17 protein-coding genes and 1 riboswitch are annotated in these 19,356 nt (G+C 44.3%); of the genes, 10 read left to right on the forward strand and 7 right to left on the reverse strand.

Annotated elements, in window-relative coordinates:
- The first annotated feature begins 39 nt into the window (after positions 1-39).
- The 9 genes from LGO15_RS05050 (at position 40) to buk (ending at position 10,794) form a co-directional block, all read left to right on the forward strand.
- Positions 40-474 (forward strand): SRPBCC family protein, encoded by a 435-nt coding sequence (locus tag LGO15_RS05050; protein ID WP_226086970.1) that lies wholly within the window; start codon positions 40-42, stop codon positions 472-474.
- 90 nt (positions 475-564) lie between these two features.
- Entirely contained in the window at positions 565-1,635 is a 1,071-nt protein-coding gene (locus LGO15_RS05055; protein ID WP_226086971.1) for a lipocalin-like domain-containing protein, read from the forward strand.
- Between the two features lie 154 nt (positions 1,636-1,789).
- A complete protein-coding gene (locus LGO15_RS05060; protein WP_226086972.1) occupies positions 1,790-3,094 on the forward strand; it encodes a DUF2254 domain-containing protein in 1,305 nt (434 codons plus the stop codon).
- A gap of 168 nt (positions 3,095-3,262) precedes the next feature.
- Positions 3,263-5,503 carry a GGDEF and EAL domain-containing protein gene (locus LGO15_RS05065; protein ID WP_226086973.1) on the forward strand — a complete coding sequence of 747 codons (2,241 nt, stop codon included), beginning with the start codon at positions 3,263-3,265 and terminating at the stop codon, positions 5,501-5,503.
- Between the two features lie 78 nt (positions 5,504-5,581).
- Positions 5,582-6,040 carry a DUF1259 domain-containing protein gene (locus LGO15_RS05070; protein ID WP_226086974.1) on the forward strand — a complete coding sequence of 153 codons (459 nt, stop codon included), beginning with the start codon at positions 5,582-5,584 and terminating at the stop codon, positions 6,038-6,040.
- A 157-nt stretch (positions 6,041-6,197) separates the two neighbouring features.
- The gene (locus LGO15_RS05075; RefSeq protein WP_226086975.1) at positions 6,198-7,322 is read left to right on the forward strand and encodes an NADH-dependent flavin oxidoreductase; all 1,125 of its coding nucleotides are present in this window, start codon (positions 6,198-6,200) and stop codon (positions 7,320-7,322) included.
- Between the two features lie 406 nt (positions 7,323-7,728).
- On the forward strand, positions 7,729-8,781 hold the full coding sequence (locus LGO15_RS05080; RefSeq protein WP_226087823.1) for a Glu/Leu/Phe/Val family dehydrogenase: 1,053 nt from the start codon (positions 7,729-7,731) through the stop codon (positions 8,779-8,781).
- 19 nt (positions 8,782-8,800) lie between these two features.
- The gene (locus tag LGO15_RS05085; protein WP_264163886.1) at positions 8,801-9,721 is read left to right on the forward strand and encodes a bifunctional enoyl-CoA hydratase/phosphate acetyltransferase; all 921 of its coding nucleotides are present in this window, start codon (positions 8,801-8,803) and stop codon (positions 9,719-9,721) included.
- Between the two features lie 11 nt (positions 9,722-9,732).
- On the forward strand, positions 9,733-10,794 hold the full coding sequence (gene buk, locus LGO15_RS05090) for a butyrate kinase (RefSeq protein ID WP_226086977.1): 1,062 nt from the start codon (positions 9,733-9,735) through the stop codon (positions 10,792-10,794).
- Between the two features lie 69 nt (positions 10,795-10,863).
- Here the strand turns inward: buk and LGO15_RS05095 are convergent, their stop codons facing one another.
- The 7 genes from LGO15_RS05095 to pepT form a co-directional block, all read right to left on the reverse strand.
- Positions 10,864-11,790, reverse strand: a complete 927-nt coding sequence (locus tag LGO15_RS05095; protein WP_226086978.1) for a ketopantoate reductase family protein — start codon at positions 11,788-11,790, stop codon at positions 10,864-10,866.
- Positions 11,791-11,857: 67 nt separating this feature from the next.
- A complete protein-coding gene (locus tag LGO15_RS05100) occupies positions 11,858-12,013 on the reverse strand; it encodes a hypothetical protein (protein WP_226086979.1) in 156 nt (51 codons plus the stop codon).
- A gap of 2 nt (positions 12,014-12,015) precedes the next feature.
- A complete protein-coding gene (locus tag LGO15_RS05105) occupies positions 12,016-13,467 on the reverse strand; it encodes a carbon starvation CstA family protein (RefSeq protein WP_167833337.1) in 1,452 nt (483 codons plus the stop codon).
- A 162-nt stretch (positions 13,468-13,629) separates the two neighbouring features.
- Positions 13,630-14,361 carry a LytR/AlgR family response regulator transcription factor gene (locus LGO15_RS05110; RefSeq protein WP_226086980.1) on the reverse strand — a complete coding sequence of 244 codons (732 nt, stop codon included), beginning with the start codon at positions 14,359-14,361 and terminating at the stop codon, positions 13,630-13,632.
- Positions 14,362-14,364: 3 nt separating this feature from the next.
- Positions 14,365-16,098 carry a sensor histidine kinase gene (locus LGO15_RS05115; RefSeq protein ID WP_226086981.1) on the reverse strand — a complete coding sequence of 578 codons (1,734 nt, stop codon included), beginning with the start codon at positions 16,096-16,098 and terminating at the stop codon, positions 14,365-14,367.
- Between the two features lie 296 nt (positions 16,099-16,394).
- Positions 16,395-17,258, reverse strand: coding sequence for a LiaG family protein (locus LGO15_RS05120; protein ID WP_226086982.1), 864 nt, complete (start codon positions 17,256-17,258; stop codon positions 16,395-16,397).
- A 231-nt stretch (positions 17,259-17,489) separates the two neighbouring features.
- Positions 17,490-18,722: a peptidase T gene (gene pepT, locus LGO15_RS05125; protein WP_226086983.1), complete on the reverse strand. Its 1,233-nt coding sequence runs from the start codon at positions 18,720-18,722 to the stop codon at positions 17,490-17,492.
- 126 nt (positions 18,723-18,848) lie between these two features.
- Between pepT and LGO15_RS05130 the strand changes: the two genes are divergently transcribed.
- On the forward strand, positions 18,849-18,986 hold the full coding sequence (locus LGO15_RS05130) for a DUF3951 domain-containing protein (RefSeq protein WP_226086984.1): 138 nt from the start codon (positions 18,849-18,851) through the stop codon (positions 18,984-18,986).
- A 145-nt stretch (positions 18,987-19,131) separates the two neighbouring features.
- A riboswitch (TPP riboswitch) is annotated at positions 19,132-19,241 on the forward strand.
- Positions 19,242-19,356: the final 115 nt, after the last annotated feature.

The raw sequence follows: 19,356 nt of genomic DNA on the forward strand, positions 1-19,356 counted from the left end.
TATAATGTTCAAAAACGCTTTAAATGTGGAGGAATTATATTGGTAGATGTCCTGACAGAAATAGATATAAAGTCACCAGTTGATGAGGTTTCTCGATATGCATCCAATCCTGACAACGCTCCGGAATGGTATGTGAACATTGATTCTGCTGAATGGATCACTGAAAAACCTTTGAAAATTGGTTCAAAGATTGCTTTTAAAGCAAAATTCCTTGGCCGGGAACTGGCTTATATATATGAAATCGTGGAGTATGTCCCAGGAATGAAAATGGTGATGCAAACCTCAGAAGGGCCATTTCCAATGAAGACTACATACATCTGGAAAGCGATAGATTCAAAAACAACACGGATGACTTTGAGGAATCAGGGTGAACCGTCTGGATTCTCCAAACTAATTTCGCCTTTTATGGCTTCTATGATGAAAAAGGCAAATAGGAAGGACCTGAGAAAAATAAAAGAAATAATCGAAGGATAAGGAAAAGCATCAAAGAAGGGAATGGCTTCTTTGATGCTTTTTTATTGTCCCTTGCATACTTTACTAAAAAAACAGAAGGTGTGTGCTGGGATGAATGAAGGACGGTTAGACAAGATTTCACTGCCAAAGGATGCAGGGCCGCATGGAGATGCCAATATCGAATGGTGGTACTTTTTCGCTTTTTTGAATGGAGACAAGGGCGGCCGGTATGCGGTTATGGCATCATTTTTTCGTGTAGACGAGCTTGAGGTTGGCAAAGGGCATTATATCATCCATACTTTGATCGACCTGAACAGGAAAAAACGCTACAATTTTTCAAGTTTCGATACAAGGGTTAAGCTTGCGATGCTCGCCATATATTTGCCTTTCTACCTTTTGCTCCACCCAACAGATAGGAGGATTTGGAGACTCTATAAACAGTTGCTTAAGGGCGAGACACCTGCTCCACATAAAATGTTGAAGACTGCGAAAATCAATCGGAATCCCATTGAGTTGATTTATGGGAGCCACATGATGAACTTCATAGGGGAAGAGGCAGTTGGCTTTGAGGTGCTTTTGAAAGAGACAAATTCAGAAGTTGAGCTTGAATTCACACCAATGAAGCCAACCGCACTGATCGGCGGTGACGGGAAGCCGGATGATTTGTACTATTACTCTACTACGAGGAATTCTGTGAGTGGAATGATAAAGACGGATTCGAAAACGGAAAGTGTAAGCGGTACTGGCTGGTTTGATCATCAATGGGGACGGAATTATTCCTTGGTTAAAGGGGCAGGCTGGGACTGGTTTGGGCTTCAGCTTAGCGACGGGCGTGAGCTGCTGCTTAATCAAATGCCCTCCGGAAAGCCGATGGCAAACCTTATTGAAGAGGATGGCAGGATCCATTTTACGAGAAACATAACTTTTCAAAAGGAAAAGTACTGGAAAAGCCTGAAAACAAATGCCAGGTATCCAGTAGAATGGGAGATTCGCATTCCCGAACTTGGAATCGAGCTTCATGTTGAAGCGGAATTCCCAAACCAGGAAATGTTGATCATTGGCCCCATTCAGGCCATTTGGGAAGGGGTATGTAAAGTAACTGGCAGTGAAAAGCTGGCAAATGGAAAGAGCAGGTCACTAAAAGGAAGAGGCTTTATGGAGCTTGTGGGATATGCGAACTGAAAGGGGGAACCTTGTTGCGGTTAGCAAGGTTTTTTTCGATTAAGAAGAGTTTTATAGGGAGAATAGCAATGGAATCATTCAATAAAGGATTAAACACCCCGAAAATGGTCTAAATAAGTAAGGAAAGAGTTGGTAACTTAAGGGGCTGTTATATTTGTTGAAAAAGATTGCTTTACGAATAAGGCAAAGCATGTGGCTAAAGCCAGTTATATATAGTGTACTTGCATTCCTGCTGGCATTGGCCGTGATATATATCGATCATAATGAACTCGCCCAGGGAATAGTGCCTTCGTTCCTGCTGACAAATGTAGATTTGGCACAGACGATTCTAGGTTCTATTTCCGGTGCTCTGCTGACGATGACGACGATTACTTTTTCAACGATCATGGTCGTCCTGACTACATATTCATCTCAATTTTCTCCGAGGACTTTGAGTAACTTCGTCGAGGATCCTGTTACATTGCGTGTGCTCGGAATCTTCATGGGAGGCTTTGTCTACTCGATCCTGTCGCTGCTGTTCATGAGCGAAACGTGGTATGAGAGCGAGGTCATTTCGGCTACGGTTGGAGTTGTCATTGCGTTCATCTGTCTCGCCTTCTTCGCCTATTTTATCCATAATGTCGCCACCTCCGTCCAGGTCAGCACATTGATTAGGGAGATCACGGAAGGTGCTCTGAAGGTGATTAAAAGTCAGGAGGATACATTGGAAAGTGAATACACGAATGTGATTGATGACAGGAAGGATGCTGGTTTCACCTATGAATTTGTGCGGGATGTAAAATGCAGGGGGTTCGGTTATGTCCAGCTGACTGATTATCAGGGACTATTGGAATATGCATCTGAAAACGAAATTGGGGTTGAAGCCAACTTCCTGAATGGTGATTTCATGACAGAAAACAGCATTGCTTTCAGGGTCCATCATAGTGGCGAATTTGATAAGGATATTGATGCTGCCTTGAATCATTTCTTAAGACTCGGAAAAGAACGGTCATCAATCCAGGATCCTGAATTTGCACTCCAGAAGATTGTGGAAGTTGCCTTGAGGGCCATCTCTCCGGGAATTAATGATCCGAATACGGCTAGGGTCTGTATCTCCTATTTAGGCATGGCTCTGTCCCACTTATGCCGAGTCCGTTCAAACGGACGGTATATAGCTTATTATGATGAAGATATGCAGCCAAGGATTATCGGGAAGCAAAAACGCACGATGGATATCCTATATTTATCTTTTTATCAGATTGTTCATTATGGAAGCCAGGACTTTTCCATTCTGACTGCTTTGATCGACGCGTACCTGCTGATCGGAAAAACGGAGGATGAATCCTTGAAGAAGAGCGTATGGGAGCTGTATATATACAGCATGGAAAAATTCGATTCTAACGAATTGGAGGAGTTAGACCAAATCTATTTGAATGAAAAAAAGAGAGAACTGTCAACGGTTCTGGGGATCGCCCTTTAGTGTCCATTGGTGTTTTAATACAGAAATTGACAAAAAACCTCAATTTTGTGGGTCATATGGAATAATCTCATTGTGCCTGACCAGTGTTCTTTGTTATTTTAGTAGAAGAACTGCACCAATATATTACAACAGACATTCATGCGGCGTGGCACAGGAGGATAAATTTTAATGGGCAATAAAGGGAAGATCACACGATTCACCGGTTTATCGATAATTATTTTTCTTCTGTTAGCAGAGCTGATGGATTGGCTGACATCGTTTTATTTTTCCATAAGTGAAAAAGAGGGCTTTTTGGTTGATTTGGCTGTATCCTTCATTTACATCGCAGTGGTCTTCTTCGTAATTAAGGGACTTAAAAATGCAGCAGAGGATTTGAATGGGCATAAAAAAAGACTTAAAAGCATTTTTGATACCCTCGATGTCGCAATCTGGTCACATGACCTGAAAACAGATACATTGCTAATTACCTCTGGTATCGAAAAATTATACGGCCATTCATCTGAAGAATTTTACCAAGACAACACTCTCTGGAAAAAAGTCATTCATCCTGATGACCTGCACATATTAACCGAAAGGGAAGCTGGGTTATCAAGAGGGGAAGCAGTCACCAGTATATACCGGATCATCCGGCCTGATGGAGAGGTGCGCTGGATTCAGGATAGAGGCATCCCTGTCATAGATGAGAATGGAAACTTCATTGATTTTACTAGTGTGCTTTTCGATATCACCAACCGGCAGGAAAGCGAAGGCCGATATCGCAGCCTTGTGGAAATGTCCCCCGATTTGATTGCAGTGTACAGCAGAGGAAAGCTGGAATATATCAATGAAGCCGGATGCAAGCTTTTTAAGGCGGAAAGCCCGGTAGATTTGATCGGTCAGCCCATCTCCAGGCTGATTCCGCCTGATGTACTGGCTCATATAAAAAATCGTGAACTGGCAATAGGTGAGGATTTTGAGGAAAAATTATGGTTTGAATTTAAGGCAGTTCAGTTAGATGGGACTGAAATCGTGGTTGAGATGTCGGCAATGCCGATTTTATATGAAGGAAGAATGGCTGAACAAATTGTCGGCCGGGATTTGACTCAGCGCAAAAAAGCGGAAAGAACGATCAAATATATGGCCTATTATGACGTGCTTACCGGCCTGCCGAATCGTAATATGGTCCGGAAGCACCTGAAAGATTCGCTATCTAAAGGGAATGAAAGGCTCGCAATTCTGTTCCTTGACCTCGACCGTTTCAAAATTATCAATGACACGAAGGGCCACCGTTTTGGTGACTTACTGTTAAAAGTCGTCGCCAGCAGGCTGAAAAATGCAGTCAAAGAGCAGGGGCTGGTTTCGCGTCAGGGCGGTGATGAATTCATCATTGTCCTTAAAGGTCTTGGGAAAGATCAAGTCAGCGAAATTGCTGATAGGATTCTTGAAGAATTCGGTACGGGGATTACAATCGAAGGCCAGGAGTTCTTTGTGACTCCAAGTATTGGCATCAGCATGGCACCAGAAGACGGCCAAGATGAGGAAACACTGATCAAGCATGCGGATACCGCAATGTATCTCGCAAAGGATCGCGGGAAGAATAATTACCAGTTTTACACCAACCAGCTGCACGGTCTTTCCTCAAGAAAAATGGAGCTGGAGAATGGCTTGAGGAAAGCGCTGGAGCAAAATCAGCTCACGCTTCATTATCAACCGCAAGTTAATCTGGAAACTGGAGAAATCATTGGTGTGGAAGCACTTGTGCGCTGGATCCATCCGGAGAATGGCCTCATTTCACCGGCTGAATTCATTCCCCTTGCTGAGGAAACGGGATTGATTGTCCCGCTTGGGAAATGGGTGCTGGAAAAGGCGGCTGCCCAAAACAAAGCCTGGCAGGAGCAAGGCTACAGACCAATCCCGATGTCAGTGAACATTTCTGTACGCCAGCTCCAGGAGGATCATTTCATTGATAGTGTAAAACAAGTACTGGCCGATACGCAGCTGGCTCCAAAGTTTCTTGATTTTGAGATCACAGAAAGCGTCATGCAGAACAGTGAGAAGACAGCGTTGATACTTGATCAACTGAAGGAGCTGGGCATTACACTTGCAATTGATGATTTTGGTACCGGGTATTCATCGTTAAGCTTACTGAAGCATTTTCCGATTGATAAAATCAAAATTGACAAATCTTTCGTCGATGACATCATTCACCATTCCAACCATGGAGCGATGGTCAAGACCATCATCGACATGGGACATAATCTGCAATTCGGGGTTATTGCTGAAGGCGTCGAGGAAAAAGAGCAGGTTGCATTTTTGCTCAAAAATGGCTGCATGGTCGGACAAGGCTATCATTTCAGCAAGCCGCTTCCGGTTGAGCAAATGGAAGAATTGCTTCTTAACAATGTGAAACATGAAGGCATTCTGCAATAGCGGAATGTCTTTATTTATTTTCCCGCCGTATAGCGAAGCCTGAATGAGAGACGCTAAGGCTAAAAAGGAGTGGTGGAAATGAATAGGATAATCATGTTGGCAACACTGGTTTTTACTCTCTTTTTAGCTGGTGCAGTGGAGGCGCAGGGAAATGCTGAATGTGAAAAATTAGAGAAAATGTTCAATACAAGTGTGGAGACCAAAAATGGTGTTTGTAAAGTAGAAATACACCGTCAAAGCATCAAACCGACGAATATGGGGAAAAAACTCTCTCCAGAAATGATGGAACTTGCCTTCCATTTCAGCTTTGAGCATAAGGATGGACAGACTGCTGTCATAGGCGAACTCGCCTTGCTGCAGGAAGAGGTGAACCCAGTTTTGGACGAGTTGCGTAAAGGAGAACTCGAAGTAACCGCCTTGCACAACCATATGATGTTTGAAGAGCCAAGAATTATGTATGTCCACTTCCAGGATCTCGGCAATTTGGAACAGCAGGCAAAAGCGATTAAAGCAGCGATCGATAAGACGAGTAAATAAAATACGCCTTTTTTCAGCGAGAAACGAACTCAGTAGCAACAGCGGAATATTTTCGCTGTTTTTTTTCGATTGGATTACAAATAATAAACAAGGATGTTTAACAGAAGTCCGTTTAGGCTATTACACTTTCGTATACTAAAGAAGGAGGATAACTTCTGTGAATGATAAATACAAACCATTATTTGATTCATTTACGTTCAAGAATGGCATTAACCTGAAAAATAGACTTGTGATGGCGCCGATGACCAATTTTTCGTCTAACGAGGATGGAACGGTAACGGACGCAGAGGTGGATTATTACGTCCGCCGTTCGAAGGGCGTTAGCATGGTGATAACTGCGTGTACATATGTAACCCGCAATGGGAAAGGATTTCATGGTGAATTCGGAGCCGATACTGATGAAATGATCCCAAGCCTGAAAAAGCTGGCAACAGCAATTAAAGCTGAAGGTGCTAAAGCGGTGCTGCAAATTTTCCATGGCGGCCGCGAGTGTCCTCCAGAGCTTGTACCTAACGAGGAGATCGTCAGTGCAAGCGATGTTCAATCAGAGCGTAATAGTGCAAAGGCACCGCGAGCATTGACCGAAGAGGAAGTACAACACATCATTGCCGCGTTTGGCGAGACAACCCGCCGGGCGATAGAAGCAGGCTTTGATGGCGTCGAAATCCACGGAGCCAACGGCTATTTGATCCAGCAATTCTTTTCTCCTCATTCAAACAGACGTGATGATCAATGGGGAGGCTCCCTGGAAAAAAGGATGGCATTCCCGCTGGCAGTTGTTGATGAAGTGAAAAAAGTAGCCGCTAAGCATGCAAAGGAACCGTTCATTGTCGGATACAGATTTTCACCGGAAGAACCGGAAGAGCCTGGAATCACGATGGCTGACACCCTGCAGCTGATTGATGCCCTCGCCGAAAAAAATCTGGACTACTTGCATGTTTCGTTAAATGATTTCTGGTCAAAGCCAAGAAGGGGTGTCGACGATGATCGTTCGAGAATGGAAATTATCCACGAACGAGTCGGCGGCAAGGTTCCTGTCATAGGAGTCGGCTCGCTTTATAGCGCAGATGATGTCATCAAAGCATTTGAGACGGGAGTACCATTGCTCGCGTTAGGCCGTGAACTGATCATTGACCCGGATTGGGTAGAAAAAGTTGAAACTGGCCGTGAAAATGAAATTGAAACAAAGATTGATACAGGTGCCCAAGCCCGGCTTGTCGTTCCTGACCCATTATGGCAGGCAATCATCAATACACCAGGCTGGTTTCCGGGAATTCAATAATAAAAGTTGCTTTAAAAGAACCAAAGCTGCTGCTTTGGTTCTTTTTATCGTGGAATTTAATGGGGGCTTCTCTTAGCAGAGTGGTTTATTGGCGAAGTTCACAACTTTATTGGCGATAATTTCATTTTATTGGCGAAACCACTCCATTTATTGGCGAAAATCTAAATTTATTGGCGAACTGGAAATTATCATCGTTTTTTTCCAGTTCGAATTGCCATGAAAGTGTAAGATATATCACCGTAAGCAGCAGCTGAAGTCTTTATAATGAAAATATGTAAGGGCTTACATTTATTTAAATAACCTGAATCTACCTTGACTGACGCAGCTTTGCCAGGACCGATTACGGGAGGGGATGTATGTGTTGCTAACGGAAGAACAGAAGTTGTTGCTCGATATTTTTGAAGAAATGAAAAACCAGGGACATGAACAGGTCATATTCAATTATGACAAGGCAACTGGATTGAAGTCGATTGTCGCCATCCATGATACGACGCTCGGCCCGGCGCTTGGGGGATGCCGGATGTGGGATTACGAATCGACTGAAGAAGCGCTGCGTGATGTTCTGCGGCTTTCGAAAGGAATGACCTATAAATGCGGGGTTTCGGGTGTGACTTATGGAGGCGGGAAAGCGGTCATTATTGGTGATCCCAAGTCAGAAAAATCGGATGAACTTTTTCAGGCTTTCGGCTCATTCATCGAAACTTTGAAGGGACGCTTTTACACAGGAACGGATGTCGGAACGGTCGGCATGGATTTCGTTTCTGCCTCAAAGCAAACATCCTACCTTGTTGGCTTGCCTGAAGAATATGGCGGCAGCGGCAATTCAGCTGTTATTACGGCCTTCGGTGTGTGGAAAGCAATCAAGGCAACGGCGAAAGAGATTTTTGGCAATGATTCACTGCTAGGCCGGCGAATTGCTGTCCAGGGTCTTGGGAAGGTAGGCCGCTTTCTCGTCGGCCACCTACATGAAGAAGGAGCGAAGCTGATCGTCACCGATATTTTTGAAGAGAATGTAAAAGAAATCAAGGAGCAATTCCCGGATATTGAAACAGTTGATTCTCTCGAGATTTACAGCGTAGAATGCGATATCTTTTCACCAAATGCATTGGGGGCCGTCATCAATGACCTCACAATACCGAAACTCAAGTGCCTGGCTGTTGCCGGAGCAGCGAATAATGTGCTCGCAGAAGAACGGCACGGCGATATGCTTCACCAGAAAGGTATCCTCTACGCACCGGACTACGTGGCGAATGCAGGCGGCTTGATTCAGGTAGCGGATGAATTGCATGAGTACAGCAAGGACCGGGCGTTCAGGAATGCAAGCATGATTTATGACATTTTAGAAAAAATCTACAAAATCTCCAAAACTCACGATATTCCAACATATAAAGCCGCAAATATATTAGTAGAAGAGAAAATTGTAAAGATCAGCAGGATTCAGAGCAAGTATACAGGTTAAACATCAGGAGGTGAAAAGCATGCGCTATAAAAGCTTTACAGATGTCATTAATCTCGCACGGACTAGGCCGCCTGTAAAAATGAGCGTCGCCGCAGCACACGACCGGGATGTGCTTCAAGCTGTGAAGGAAGCTGTAGAAATCGGAATCATCGAACCTTATCTAGTCGGTGATCCGCAAAAAATATTTGCACTGGCGAGGGATATTGACTTTTTTGTGGGGGAATATCCAGTTTATCCTGCCTATACAGAAAAGGAAAATGCGTTTGTTGCCGCAAAATTGGCTAGCGAGGGACATGTGCAGATTATCATGAAAGGCTTCGTGAATAGCACGCCATTTTTACAAGGGGTGCTGCATAAAGAACTGAAATTAAAAACTGGCACAGTCATCAGCCATATCTCCGTTTTCGATATTCCGGGTGCAGATCGGCTGATCAGCATGAGTGATGGCGGTATCAATATAGCGCCAGATTTTCAGCAGAAAAAGCAAATCATCCTTAATGCCGTCGATTTCCTCAACAGAATTGGAATCGACTCACCGCGGGTTGCGATTTTAGCAGCCAACGAAAGAGTCAGTGAGAAGATGCCAGTGACAGTGGAAGCCGACCATCTGGCTATGCTGATGAAAAATGAAGCGAGCAGAGAGCTGTTGATAGAAGGACCGCTTCCGCTCGACCTTGCCATTAGCCGGGAATCGCTTCTCCATAAAGGGTTGGACAGCGAGCTTGAGGGAGCAGCGGATCTGCTTATCGTTCCAAGTATTGAGGCAGGAAACTTCCTTGGCAAGGCGATTACCTATTTTGCGAAAGGGACTATGGCAGGAATCGTGCTCGGTGCGAAAGTGCCGCTCGTATTGAACTCACGGTCAGATACAGCAGAAGCAAAATTGGCTTCGATTGCACTCGCTGTCTTAGCGGCATCCAACACAACGGTCAGCGTTTAGATAGGAGAGGTATGATGAAAATCCTAGCGGTAAATCCAGGCTCCACTTCTACCAAGCTAGCAGTGTATGAAAATGAAGATTTACTTTTTGAACAGACCATCCGCCATCCTGATGATGAAATCATGAAGCTTCCGGAACTAGATGACCAGTTGCCGTACAGGCTTGAGTCCATCGTGGAAGCTTTACGGTCGCAGGGCTTCAATCCTTCACACCTGGACGCAGTCGTTGGCCGGGGTGGAATGCTGAAGCCGATGGACAGTGGGACGTATCTTGTTGATGAAAATCTGCTGAATGACGCCCGCTCTGGGAAATATGGCAATCACGCTTCAAACCTGGGATCAATAATCGCAGCTGAAATAGCTGACTCTCAACAAATACCCGCCTATATCGTTGACCCAGTATGTGTAGATGAACTGGTTGTGGAAGCAAGGATTTCGGGCCTGGCTGATATAGAAAGGAAAAGCCATGTCCATGCACTGAATATTAAGGGTGTTTCTCGTAAAATTGCTGTACATCTTGGAAAGGTTTTAGAAGATACCAGTTTCGTTGTTGCCCATCTTGGAGGCGGCATATCGGTTGCAGCGGTACGGAATGGACAAATCATCGACGTCAATAATGCTGAAAATGAAGGTCCATTTTCACCCGAAAGAGCAGGCGGACTGCCGGCAAAACAGCTCGTACAGCTTTGTTTTTCAGGGAAATACACTGAAAAAGATTTGCTTCAAAAAATGACAAAGCAGGGTGGGGTGTTTTCCTATCTAGGGACTAAGAATCTCATGGAAGTTGAGGATTGGGCCGCTGAGGGTGACCTAGAGGCTGCCATGGTTTTGAAGGCAATGGTACATCAAATCGTAAAAGAGATTGGCGCGATGGCCACCGTACTTGAAGGTGAGATGGACGGAATCATCCTAACTGGGGGAATCGCCCATTCAGATAGGATTGTAGCTTTAATTAGAAAGAAAATCAGCTTTCTAGGGAAAGTTTTCGTCCTGCCAGGTGAAGCGGAAATGGAAGCATTGGCAGCAGGTGCTTTACGAGTGATGGGAGGAATCGAAGACGCGAAAATCTATTGAAAAAGGCATGGGCCCATGTGATGAAAATGGGGCTCATGCCTTTTTATTAGGTCTGGTATGACCACAGATTTATTCAGAAGCAAGCTGACTTTCATAGACTTTAACATTTGCATAGATGGCAGATAAAATTGGAGCCTCCAAACCTGATTTCTTGGCATTCTCCAGCAAATAGCCAAAAAGGTGATCCGCTTCGGTCAGGAGTGATTTCTCCATATCCCGCTGCAGGGAGGACTTCATACCATGTCCGATTTCATTCATTTTTCCAAGAGTGGCCTCGATCGCTCCTTCAGCGAGTGGTGCATCGAGTCTCTCCATGATTTCCGCAGCTTCATGGACCAGTTTATGAATTGTATGCCAGCCATGCTCTTGATCGCGAATAGGGCCGATTGGTGACCTGAACAGGGAGGTGATCCCGCTTAATGAAGTGATGAATAAGTACTTGTGCCACATTTCCTGCTGGATTTTTTCAGAAAGACGAAAGCTTGCCTTCGTACCGCTGAATACATTCTCCAGCTGTAAAATCCGTACTGTTTTTTCGCCAGTCCGCTCACCGAAAACAAGGTCATGGATCGGGCTTGTTTGAATGATTTTACCATCCTGAGCCAGGGTGGTCTCGATAAAGCATAGGCCTCCAATGACCTTTTCTGTCCCGAATGCCTTGATCAGCACATCAAGATGAGCCATTCCGTTCAATAATGGGAGGACCATCGTCTCTTCTCCTACATAATGCCGGATGTCCTCAATGGCGCCTTCCAAATGGTAGGACTTTGTAGAGACAAGAATAACATCATATGGTTCAGCATTTTCTCCCGCCAAAACCGTTTTAGGTTCAGGGACATGCATATCTCCGTGAATGCTTTCCACCACCAGCCCATTTGCACGAAGCTGCTGCTGGCGCTTTTCACGCACCAAAAACGTGACATCTTCTCCTTTTTCCAAGAGGCGGCCGCCAAAGTAGCCGCCAATTGCACCTGCACCTACGATCAATATTTTCATATCCATAACCTCCTTGACTATGTAAAAGCGCACGCCTGGAATCAAGCGTGCACCTGGTATTGTCTTATTAATATGCCAGGAAGGCTGCTAAAAACCCGCCTGCTGTAATAAGGACAATGATAATTTTTGTGAAAAAGGGAAGCTGCTCTTTCCCTTTTTCATTAACCTGGCTTTCCTTCTCATTGACTGATTTGCGGTATTCCGGACTGCAGCATCCGCTCATCGTTACGCCACCTGGTTATAGCTGGAGATATCCTCTTCAAGCGGGATATTTTTTGCCCGAGCTTTCTTGGCAGCGTTGAAGAAAATGACCGTGATGACAGCTGTGACAATTAATGCTCCGATATTGGATACTGTCAGTGATTGGCCGAATCCGATTTGGGCATTAAGGATATAGGAAGTTGTAGCTGCTGTCATGAACATACCAGGAATCATCGCGATCCAGTAGTTCTTCTTGGCGATGAACAGGTACATGGCACCGACCCAAAGCGCGATGACCGCTGTTGATTGGTTAGCCCAGGAGAAGTATCTCCAGAGAAGCGTGAAATCAATTTTTGTCAAAGCGAAAGAGATCACGAATAATGGAACAGCAATCCAAAGACGGCTAGTGATTTTCTTCTGTGAAAAATTGAAGTAATCAGCGATGATCATACGCGCGCTTCGGAAAGCAGTATCACCAGAAGTGATCGGAAGTACGATTACACCAAGTACAGCAAGTGTACCGCCGATTGCACCAAGCATCAATGTTGAAGCTTCACTTACTATTGCAGCAGGTCCGCCGTTAGCAAGCATGTCGTTCAAGCCGTTGTAGCCATCGAATAAGCTCATTGCCGCAGCAGCCCAGATCATTGCGATGACACCTTCAGCGATCATCATGCCGTAGAAAATTTTGCGGCCATTCTTTTCATTTTGCGTTGTACGTGAAATGATCGGCGTTTGTGTTGCATGGAAACCTGACAGCGCACCGCAAGAAATTGTTAAGAACAATAGCGGGAAAATCGCTGCATTACCAGGATGGAAATTCGTTAGTGATAATTCAGGAATCGGTGCTCCCGTGATAACAAGCATTGCACCTACTCCGACTGCACTGATCAACAGCAATGCCCCAAAGATCGGGTAGAAGCGGCCAATGATTTTATCAACAGGAAGCAATGTCGCTAAAATATAGTAAACAAAGATTGCTGCAATGATGATTCCCATTGTTACCTTTCCGTCCATCAATGTATGAAGCAAGCCAGCCGGAGCTGTGACGAAAACGGTTCCAACTAATAATAAAAGAAGAATCGCAAATGCATTAACGACATGCTTCATGAATTTACCCAGGAATTTTCCTGCAAGTTCAGGAAGGTGTGCGCCTCGGTTACGGATTGAAATCATACCTGTAAGGTAATCGTGGACAGCACCAGCGAAGATAGCGCCAAGAACGATCCAAAGGAAAGCAACCGGTCCGTAAAGTGCTCCCATGATCGGCCCGAAAATAGGTCCAACACCAGCGATATTAAGAAGCTGGATCAAAGAGTTCTTTGCTGTGGACATTGGCACATAGTCAACGTCATCCTTATGTGTATAAGCCGGAGTGTTACGACCTTCGTTCACTCCAAAAACCTTTTCAACAAACTTTCCATACGTAAAATAACCAACAATTAAAAGTGCAATACCAGCTAGAAAGGTATACATATGAAACCTCCTCAAAAGAAAATTGTATGCGTTTTCATTAAGTATAATAGAGAAGGTGGAATTGTGGCTGTTTTGTGAACAAGATGCAGGAAAATGAGCCTGAAGTGCAAAATATGTCGATTGAAATGCAAAAAAGCACCCTTAAGATGCTTTAATGAGTACTTATAATTCCAGCTGAGTCCTCAGTGACTTTACATAATTCCGGCTGACTGACAGCATTTCCTCCCTGCCTTCAATTTCCAGTTGATAGGCGCCATTGAACCATGGTGTAAGGCGGGTGACATAATCCAGATTCACAATATAGCTTTTATGAATCCGGAAAAAGGAGTATGCTGTAAGCCGGGCTTCCAGATCTTTTAAAGGAATCCTTGTTTCGTATTCCTTTGTTTTCGTGATGATTTTTGAGTATTTTTCTTCTCTCGATATGTAGAGGATATCCTTCGGATCCAGATAAAAAATCTCGCCATCCCCTTCAACGGCAAGCTTGCCAGTCTGCTTGGCAGACTCTTGTTCAGCTGGCATCAGAAAATGTTTCTCAATCCTAAGGATCGTTTCTTTCAGCTGATTCTCGTCATACGGTTTAAGCAAGTAATCGACAGCTTCATATCTGAAAGCCTCGGCAGCAAATTGCGGATAGGCCGTTGCAAACACAATCAGCGGCGTTTTTTTGAATTCCATCAACGCTTTCGCCGCTTCCATTCCATTCATTTTTGGCATTTCAACATCCAGGAAGACGACATCAGGATAAAACTGCAAAGCTTTCATGACTGCAGCTTCACCTGACTCCGCTTCTCCAACAACCTGGATGGAGGGGAAGGATTGCAATAAATGCTTCAGTTCATCCCGGCTGTATAATTCATCATCAACGATCAGAGTACGTATCATCTTATCCATCAATCATTCCTCCGCTTGTGGAATCGTAAAGGAAACCTTCGTGCCTTTTCCAGGCTCACTATCAATCCGCAATGAGGCATCTTCCCCAAAGTTCATCGTAAGTCTTCTATTTACATTAAAAAGCGCGATTCCGCTTCCTGTTTCAGAATCTATTATTTGTTTGCCTAGCAGATTAATCCGTTCCTGGTTCATTCCCTGCCCATTATCGTTCACTGTTACAATCGTGCTTTTAATCCCTTTACGAATGGCTATATGAATTTGGCAGTCATGATCCATATCCTTAATTCCATGTTTTACGGCATTTTCTACTATTGGCTGCAGCGTCAGCGGCGGGATTTTTACAGGCAAAGCGTCCTCCTCTATATCGTAGGTAACCCGCAGCTTTTCTACAAACCGCGTCTCTTCAATGGATAGATAGGCTTTCACGTGAGCCAATTCCTGCTCAAGAGTCGTCATTGACACGGTAGTTGCATTTAAATTTTGTCTCAGGAAATGAGATAGAGAGACAAGAAGCATCCGTGCTTTTGCCGGATCAATCCTGATCAGTGAGGTGATGACATTCATTGTATTGAATAAAAAATGAGGACTGATCTGAGCCTGAAGGGCCTTAACCTCAGCTTCCTTTGCAAGCTGATAGGCCTTATCGGCTTCAGCGATTTCGAGCTGGTTGCTGAGCAGATTGCTGAGCCCGGATATCAGTTCAATGACGACATCGGTAATTTCCTTTTCCGATTTAAAATAAAACTTCAGCGTGCCTATATTTTCCTCGCGCAGTTTCAATGGAGCAATCACTGCTGCGCCAAGCGGACAGCTTTGCTCGCGGCAGTGGATCGTTTCATCATTGGCGACGACCAGTTTTCCGCTTTTCAGCACATCCCTTGTAATCTGGGTCTGGATAGGGCTTGTTGAGCGGTGATGGTCATCAGCAAGACCAATATGGGCAAGGATTTCATATTGGTTGGTGATTGCCACCGCGCTAGTCTGTACTTCGTTGTGTAAAATCTGGCATACTGCCTGCGCTGAATCCTGATTGATGCCCTTGCGCAAGTAGGCGAGTGTCTGGTCGGCAATCCTCAGCGTTTTTTGCGCTAGCATCGCTCCAGTCTTTTCCTCCTCGGAAACCACATTCTTGATTACCATTAAAAATAGAGCAGACCCCAGCCCATTTGCGATGATCATCGGAACACCGATTATTTCAACGAGAGTTTGAGCTTGTACATAAGGCTTGGCAATCAATAGGATAATCAGCATTTGAACACTTTCGGCAATCGCCCCGACCAGGAAGGCGGTTCTTAGGTTGATATTATTTTTCTTCTTCTGAAAACGGCCCGCGATGATTCCAGCCACGATTGCCGCAAGTCCGCACGCAAGAGCAGTGAATCCGCCGAGCGTGAACCGATGCAGACCCGCAATAAGGCCGGCACCAATACCAACCTTGTAGCCGCCAAGCATCCCGGCAATTACAATCCCGATGACACGGGAATTAGCAATGGCTTCATCCGAAGCCAAATCAGCTGCCCAGGGGTTGAACTGGAGATTATCCGTTGAAAAACTCATCCCGGAATATGTACCAATAATCCCGAAAAAACCAAAGAATAGAATGGCAAAATATTGCTGGCGCCGGTTCAGGGAATCATGGTAAATCAATCCCCTGAAGAAACGGAACCTCGTTAAAATGAAAGCAATCGTCACGATGATGCCAAGCCGCTCCAGCATCGTAATGAGTAATTCGAACATAATATTGCTCCTCAGGAAGTGTTTGCACTTATTTTAAATGAATGATCATGAAAAACAAAGACACATTGTCTGAGTTTTATATGAAAATAAGCCTGGCATGTTGCTGCCAGGCTTTGGAATCCCCATTTCGCTTCTACCAATAGGGTGGAAGAAAGTGAATTATAGCGAAGAACTTATTTTTATAGCGAGTTTTTGATTTTTATAGCGACTTTCTGATTATTATAGCGACTTTTTTATTAATATAGCGAACTGGAAATTCAAGCTTGTTTTTTCCAGTTCGCCACCTCTATAAAGTTCTACTTTATATTAATATTCCCGCTAGATACATCAGCATTGATTTCGAATTTGCCGCTTCCGTGTTTGCCGCGCAGGCGGTTGTCAGATTGTTCTTTGTTCTGAAGCGGAAAATCGCTTGATATGTTCCCGCTGCTTACTTTTCCATTCAATGTAAAGCCTGCATCTTCAGGCAGATCCAATCCGATATAGCCGGAGCTGACGTCCAGGCTGACATCATCCAACAACTGGTCCATCTGGATTTCCAGCTTGCCAGATGAAACATCAGCATCAACCTTGCCAGAATAGTTTTTGACATTAACGCTTCCGGAGCTGACATCAAATGAACCGGATTGAGCCTCGATCGAGTTCATTTCAACCTCGCCTGATGAGCTCTGGTTTACCAATGTTTCAACATCGAAATTCTCCAATGTGGCCCTTCCCGAACCGATATTGAGTGAAAGATCTCTTAGCTTCATAGGGTTGTCGGCAGATTCACCTTTAAAAACAATCTTCCCTGAACCGAGCTCGATGTCCATATCCTTTTCATAATCTTCAGGGATATAAACTGTCATAGTCGTCTTATCCATCTCAAACCAGTTGAACCAGAAAAAGCCTTTCCGTTTAACAGAAACCTTTATTTCATCACCGTGTTCCTGAACTTTGACCGTTCCTTCCCCTTCCAACTCGGCGCGGACATCATCGCGGTCCTCTGGCACAATCACCGTCTCGACGCTTGATACATCAATACTGATTTTATCCGTATCATTGGTTACCTTCACAGCATCTTCCGCTTGTGCAAAGTTCAATCCGCTCCCATCGAACAAATAATTCCATCCAATATAGGCCCCGGTAATCACCAGGAAAATAACTAAAATCCGTTTCATTTATAAAAACTCCTCTCAAGTTTCCTTCTATATCCAGAATAAGGGGATTCGCTCTGAACCCCAATGCACCTCCGATTTAAATCTCGATAGGACCTGAGGCGTATTTTAGAATAGGCCGCTTCTCTTTTCGAGAAGACTTCAGAAAAAATTAGATTAAGAAAGCCAAATGAGCATGAACAAAGAAGCCGGATTCCGTACTGCTTGGGAATCTGACTTCTGGTTGATTTAAGGTTAGGACTTTGCTTCAAAAAGTTTAGCTATTTCTACAATGGTTTCGACTGATTTCATCATGTTATCAACAGAGATATATTCGAACCTTCCATGGAAGTTTTCTCCGCCTGTAAAAATATTCGGTGTTGGCAGTCCCATATAGCTTAGCTGTGAACCGTCTGTACCGCCGCGGATCGGTTTGACGATCGGTTTGATGCCGAGGTTTTCCATTGCTTCATAGGCGATATCGACAATTTCCTTCACCGGTTCGATTTTATCCTTCATATTGTAATACTGGTCACTCATTTCAAGATCAATGCGGGTCTCGCCATAAGTCAGTCTCAATTCATTGGTGATCTTCTGCATCAAGTCCTTGCGTGCCTGGAAGCTGTCACCGTCAAAATCTCGGATGATATAGTGAAGCGTTGTTTCCTCGACATCACCGTTGATCGAGCTAAGATGGAAAAAGCCTTCATATCCCTCGGTGTGTTCCGGTGCTTCTTCTGCAGGAATCTTGCTGTTGAAATCCATGGCGATTTTGGCTGAGTTCACCATTTTTCCTTTTGCTGTTCCCGGGTGGACGTTCTTGCCTTTAAAAGTCACCTTCGCGCTTGCTGCGTTAAAGCTTTCATACTCCAGCTCGCCAAGCGGTCCGCCATCGATAGTATAAGCGAACTTCGCATTGAAAGCTTCAACATCGAACTTATGAGGGCCTCTGCCAATTTCCTCATCTGGTGTGAATGCAACACGAATCTTACCATGCTTGATTTCCGGATGCTGAATCAAATAAGCCATCGCTGTCATGATTTCGGCGATTCCAGCTTTATTGTCAGCTCCAAGCAGCGTCGTTCCGTCAGTGGTGATCAGGGTATGTCCTTTATACTGAGGCAGCTCCGGAAAATCAGCAGGAGACAGGATGATATTCTGTTCCATGTTCAGGACAATCTGATTGCCATCGAAGTTTTCAACAATCTGTGGATTTACATTTTTGCCGGTAAAATCAGTTGCTGTATCAACATGAGCGAGGAAACCGATCGTTGGCACATTTTTATCCGTATTGGCAGGAAGGGTGGCCATCACATAACCATGGTCGTCAATACTGACTTCCTCCATGCCGATTGTTTTCAACTCTTCGACCAGCATATTGGCAAGCGTTAGCTGTCCTGCTGTCGATGGGGTGGTTTCACTGCTTTCATCCGATTGAGTATCCACTTTTACATATGAGGTAAATCTTTCGATAATCTCGTTTTTCATTTCCTGTCATCTCCTATTTACTATGTATATTTTCATATTAGCACAGATCGACTGGAACACCATTTTAAAAAGAATGAAAATTCCATTTTTTGTGAGTATAATATATAGAAAAGGAGGCTGGGAAAGATGGGTTACGTGTTTACGGCTATTGTGCTGTTTGTGGTGTTTTATTCGATTTTTAAAATGATACGGTCAGGGAAAATGCCAAGCAATAACTACACCCCATTTGACGACCTCACGGAAGGGAAAAAGAAAGAGGATTGATCCTGTTTATGTGAAAGAGTCAATCACAATCAAAAATATCTCAAGCTTCTCTGAAAAATCAATCAGACTGGAAAAATGGCTGAATATGTACTTTTCACTTTACATATATAAGAGTTAAGGCTAGGATAAAGACAAATGAATATCGATGTACTACTAGGGGTGCCCTGCTGCGGGCTGAGAGGAAGACGCTAAGTCTTTTAACCCTTCGGACCTGATCTGGGTAATACCAGCGTAGGAAAGTAGTGTGAGAGAAGTTTTCTTACTTTGCTTTTAAGCCAGGTCCATTTATGGATCTGGCTTTTTATTTTGAGATAAGAAAGTATATTTTCTACTTCGAGAATTGTCCAGCTCCAGCGCCTAGCCCCTCGAG

Source organism: Mesobacillus sp. S13, from assembly GCF_020422885.1.
Taxonomy (GTDB): domain Bacteria; phylum Bacillota; class Bacilli; order Bacillales; family Cytobacillaceae; genus Mesobacillus; species Mesobacillus selenatarsenatis_A.

Excerpts from the sequence above, each read along its gene's own strand:
- LGO15_RS05100 (WP_226086979.1), bottom strand. The coding sequence starts at position 12,013 with ATGAGCGGATGCTGCAGTCCGGAATACCGCAAATCAGTCAATGAGAAG.
- LGO15_RS05095 (WP_226086978.1), bottom strand. The coding sequence starts at position 11,790 with ATGAAAATATTGATCGTAGGTGCAGGTGCAATTGGCGGCTACTTTGGC.
- LGO15_RS05120 (WP_226086982.1), bottom strand. The coding sequence starts at position 17,258 with ATGAAACGGATTTTAGTTATTTTCCTGGTGATTACCGGGGCCTATATT.
- LGO15_RS05065 (WP_226086973.1), top strand. The coding sequence starts at position 3,263 with ATGGGCAATAAAGGGAAGATCACACGATTCACCGGTTTATCGATAATT.
- LGO15_RS05055 (WP_226086971.1), top strand. The coding sequence starts at position 565 with ATGAATGAAGGACGGTTAGACAAGATTTCACTGCCAAAGGATGCAGGG.
- LGO15_RS05115 (WP_226086981.1), bottom strand. The coding sequence starts at position 16,098 with ATGTTCGAATTACTCATTACGATGCTGGAGCGGCTTGGCATCATCGTG.
- LGO15_RS05110 (WP_226086980.1), bottom strand. The coding sequence starts at position 14,361 with ATGGATAAGATGATACGTACTCTGATCGTTGATGATGAATTATACAGC.
- LGO15_RS05080 (WP_226087823.1), top strand. The coding sequence starts at position 7,729 with ATGAAAAACCAGGGACATGAACAGGTCATATTCAATTATGACAAGGCA.
- LGO15_RS05085 (WP_264163886.1), top strand. The coding sequence starts at position 8,801 with ATGCGCTATAAAAGCTTTACAGATGTCATTAATCTCGCACGGACTAGG.
- buk (WP_226086977.1), top strand. The coding sequence starts at position 9,733 with ATGATGAAAATCCTAGCGGTAAATCCAGGCTCCACTTCTACCAAGCTA.
- LGO15_RS05070 (WP_226086974.1), top strand. The coding sequence starts at position 5,582 with ATGAATAGGATAATCATGTTGGCAACACTGGTTTTTACTCTCTTTTTA.
- pepT (WP_226086983.1), bottom strand. The coding sequence starts at position 18,722 with ATGAAAAACGAGATTATCGAAAGATTTACCTCATATGTAAAAGTGGAT.
- LGO15_RS05130 (WP_226086984.1), top strand. The coding sequence starts at position 18,849 with ATGGGTTACGTGTTTACGGCTATTGTGCTGTTTGTGGTGTTTTATTCG.
- LGO15_RS05105 (WP_167833337.1), bottom strand. The coding sequence starts at position 13,467 with ATGTATACCTTTCTAGCTGGTATTGCACTTTTAATTGTTGGTTATTTT.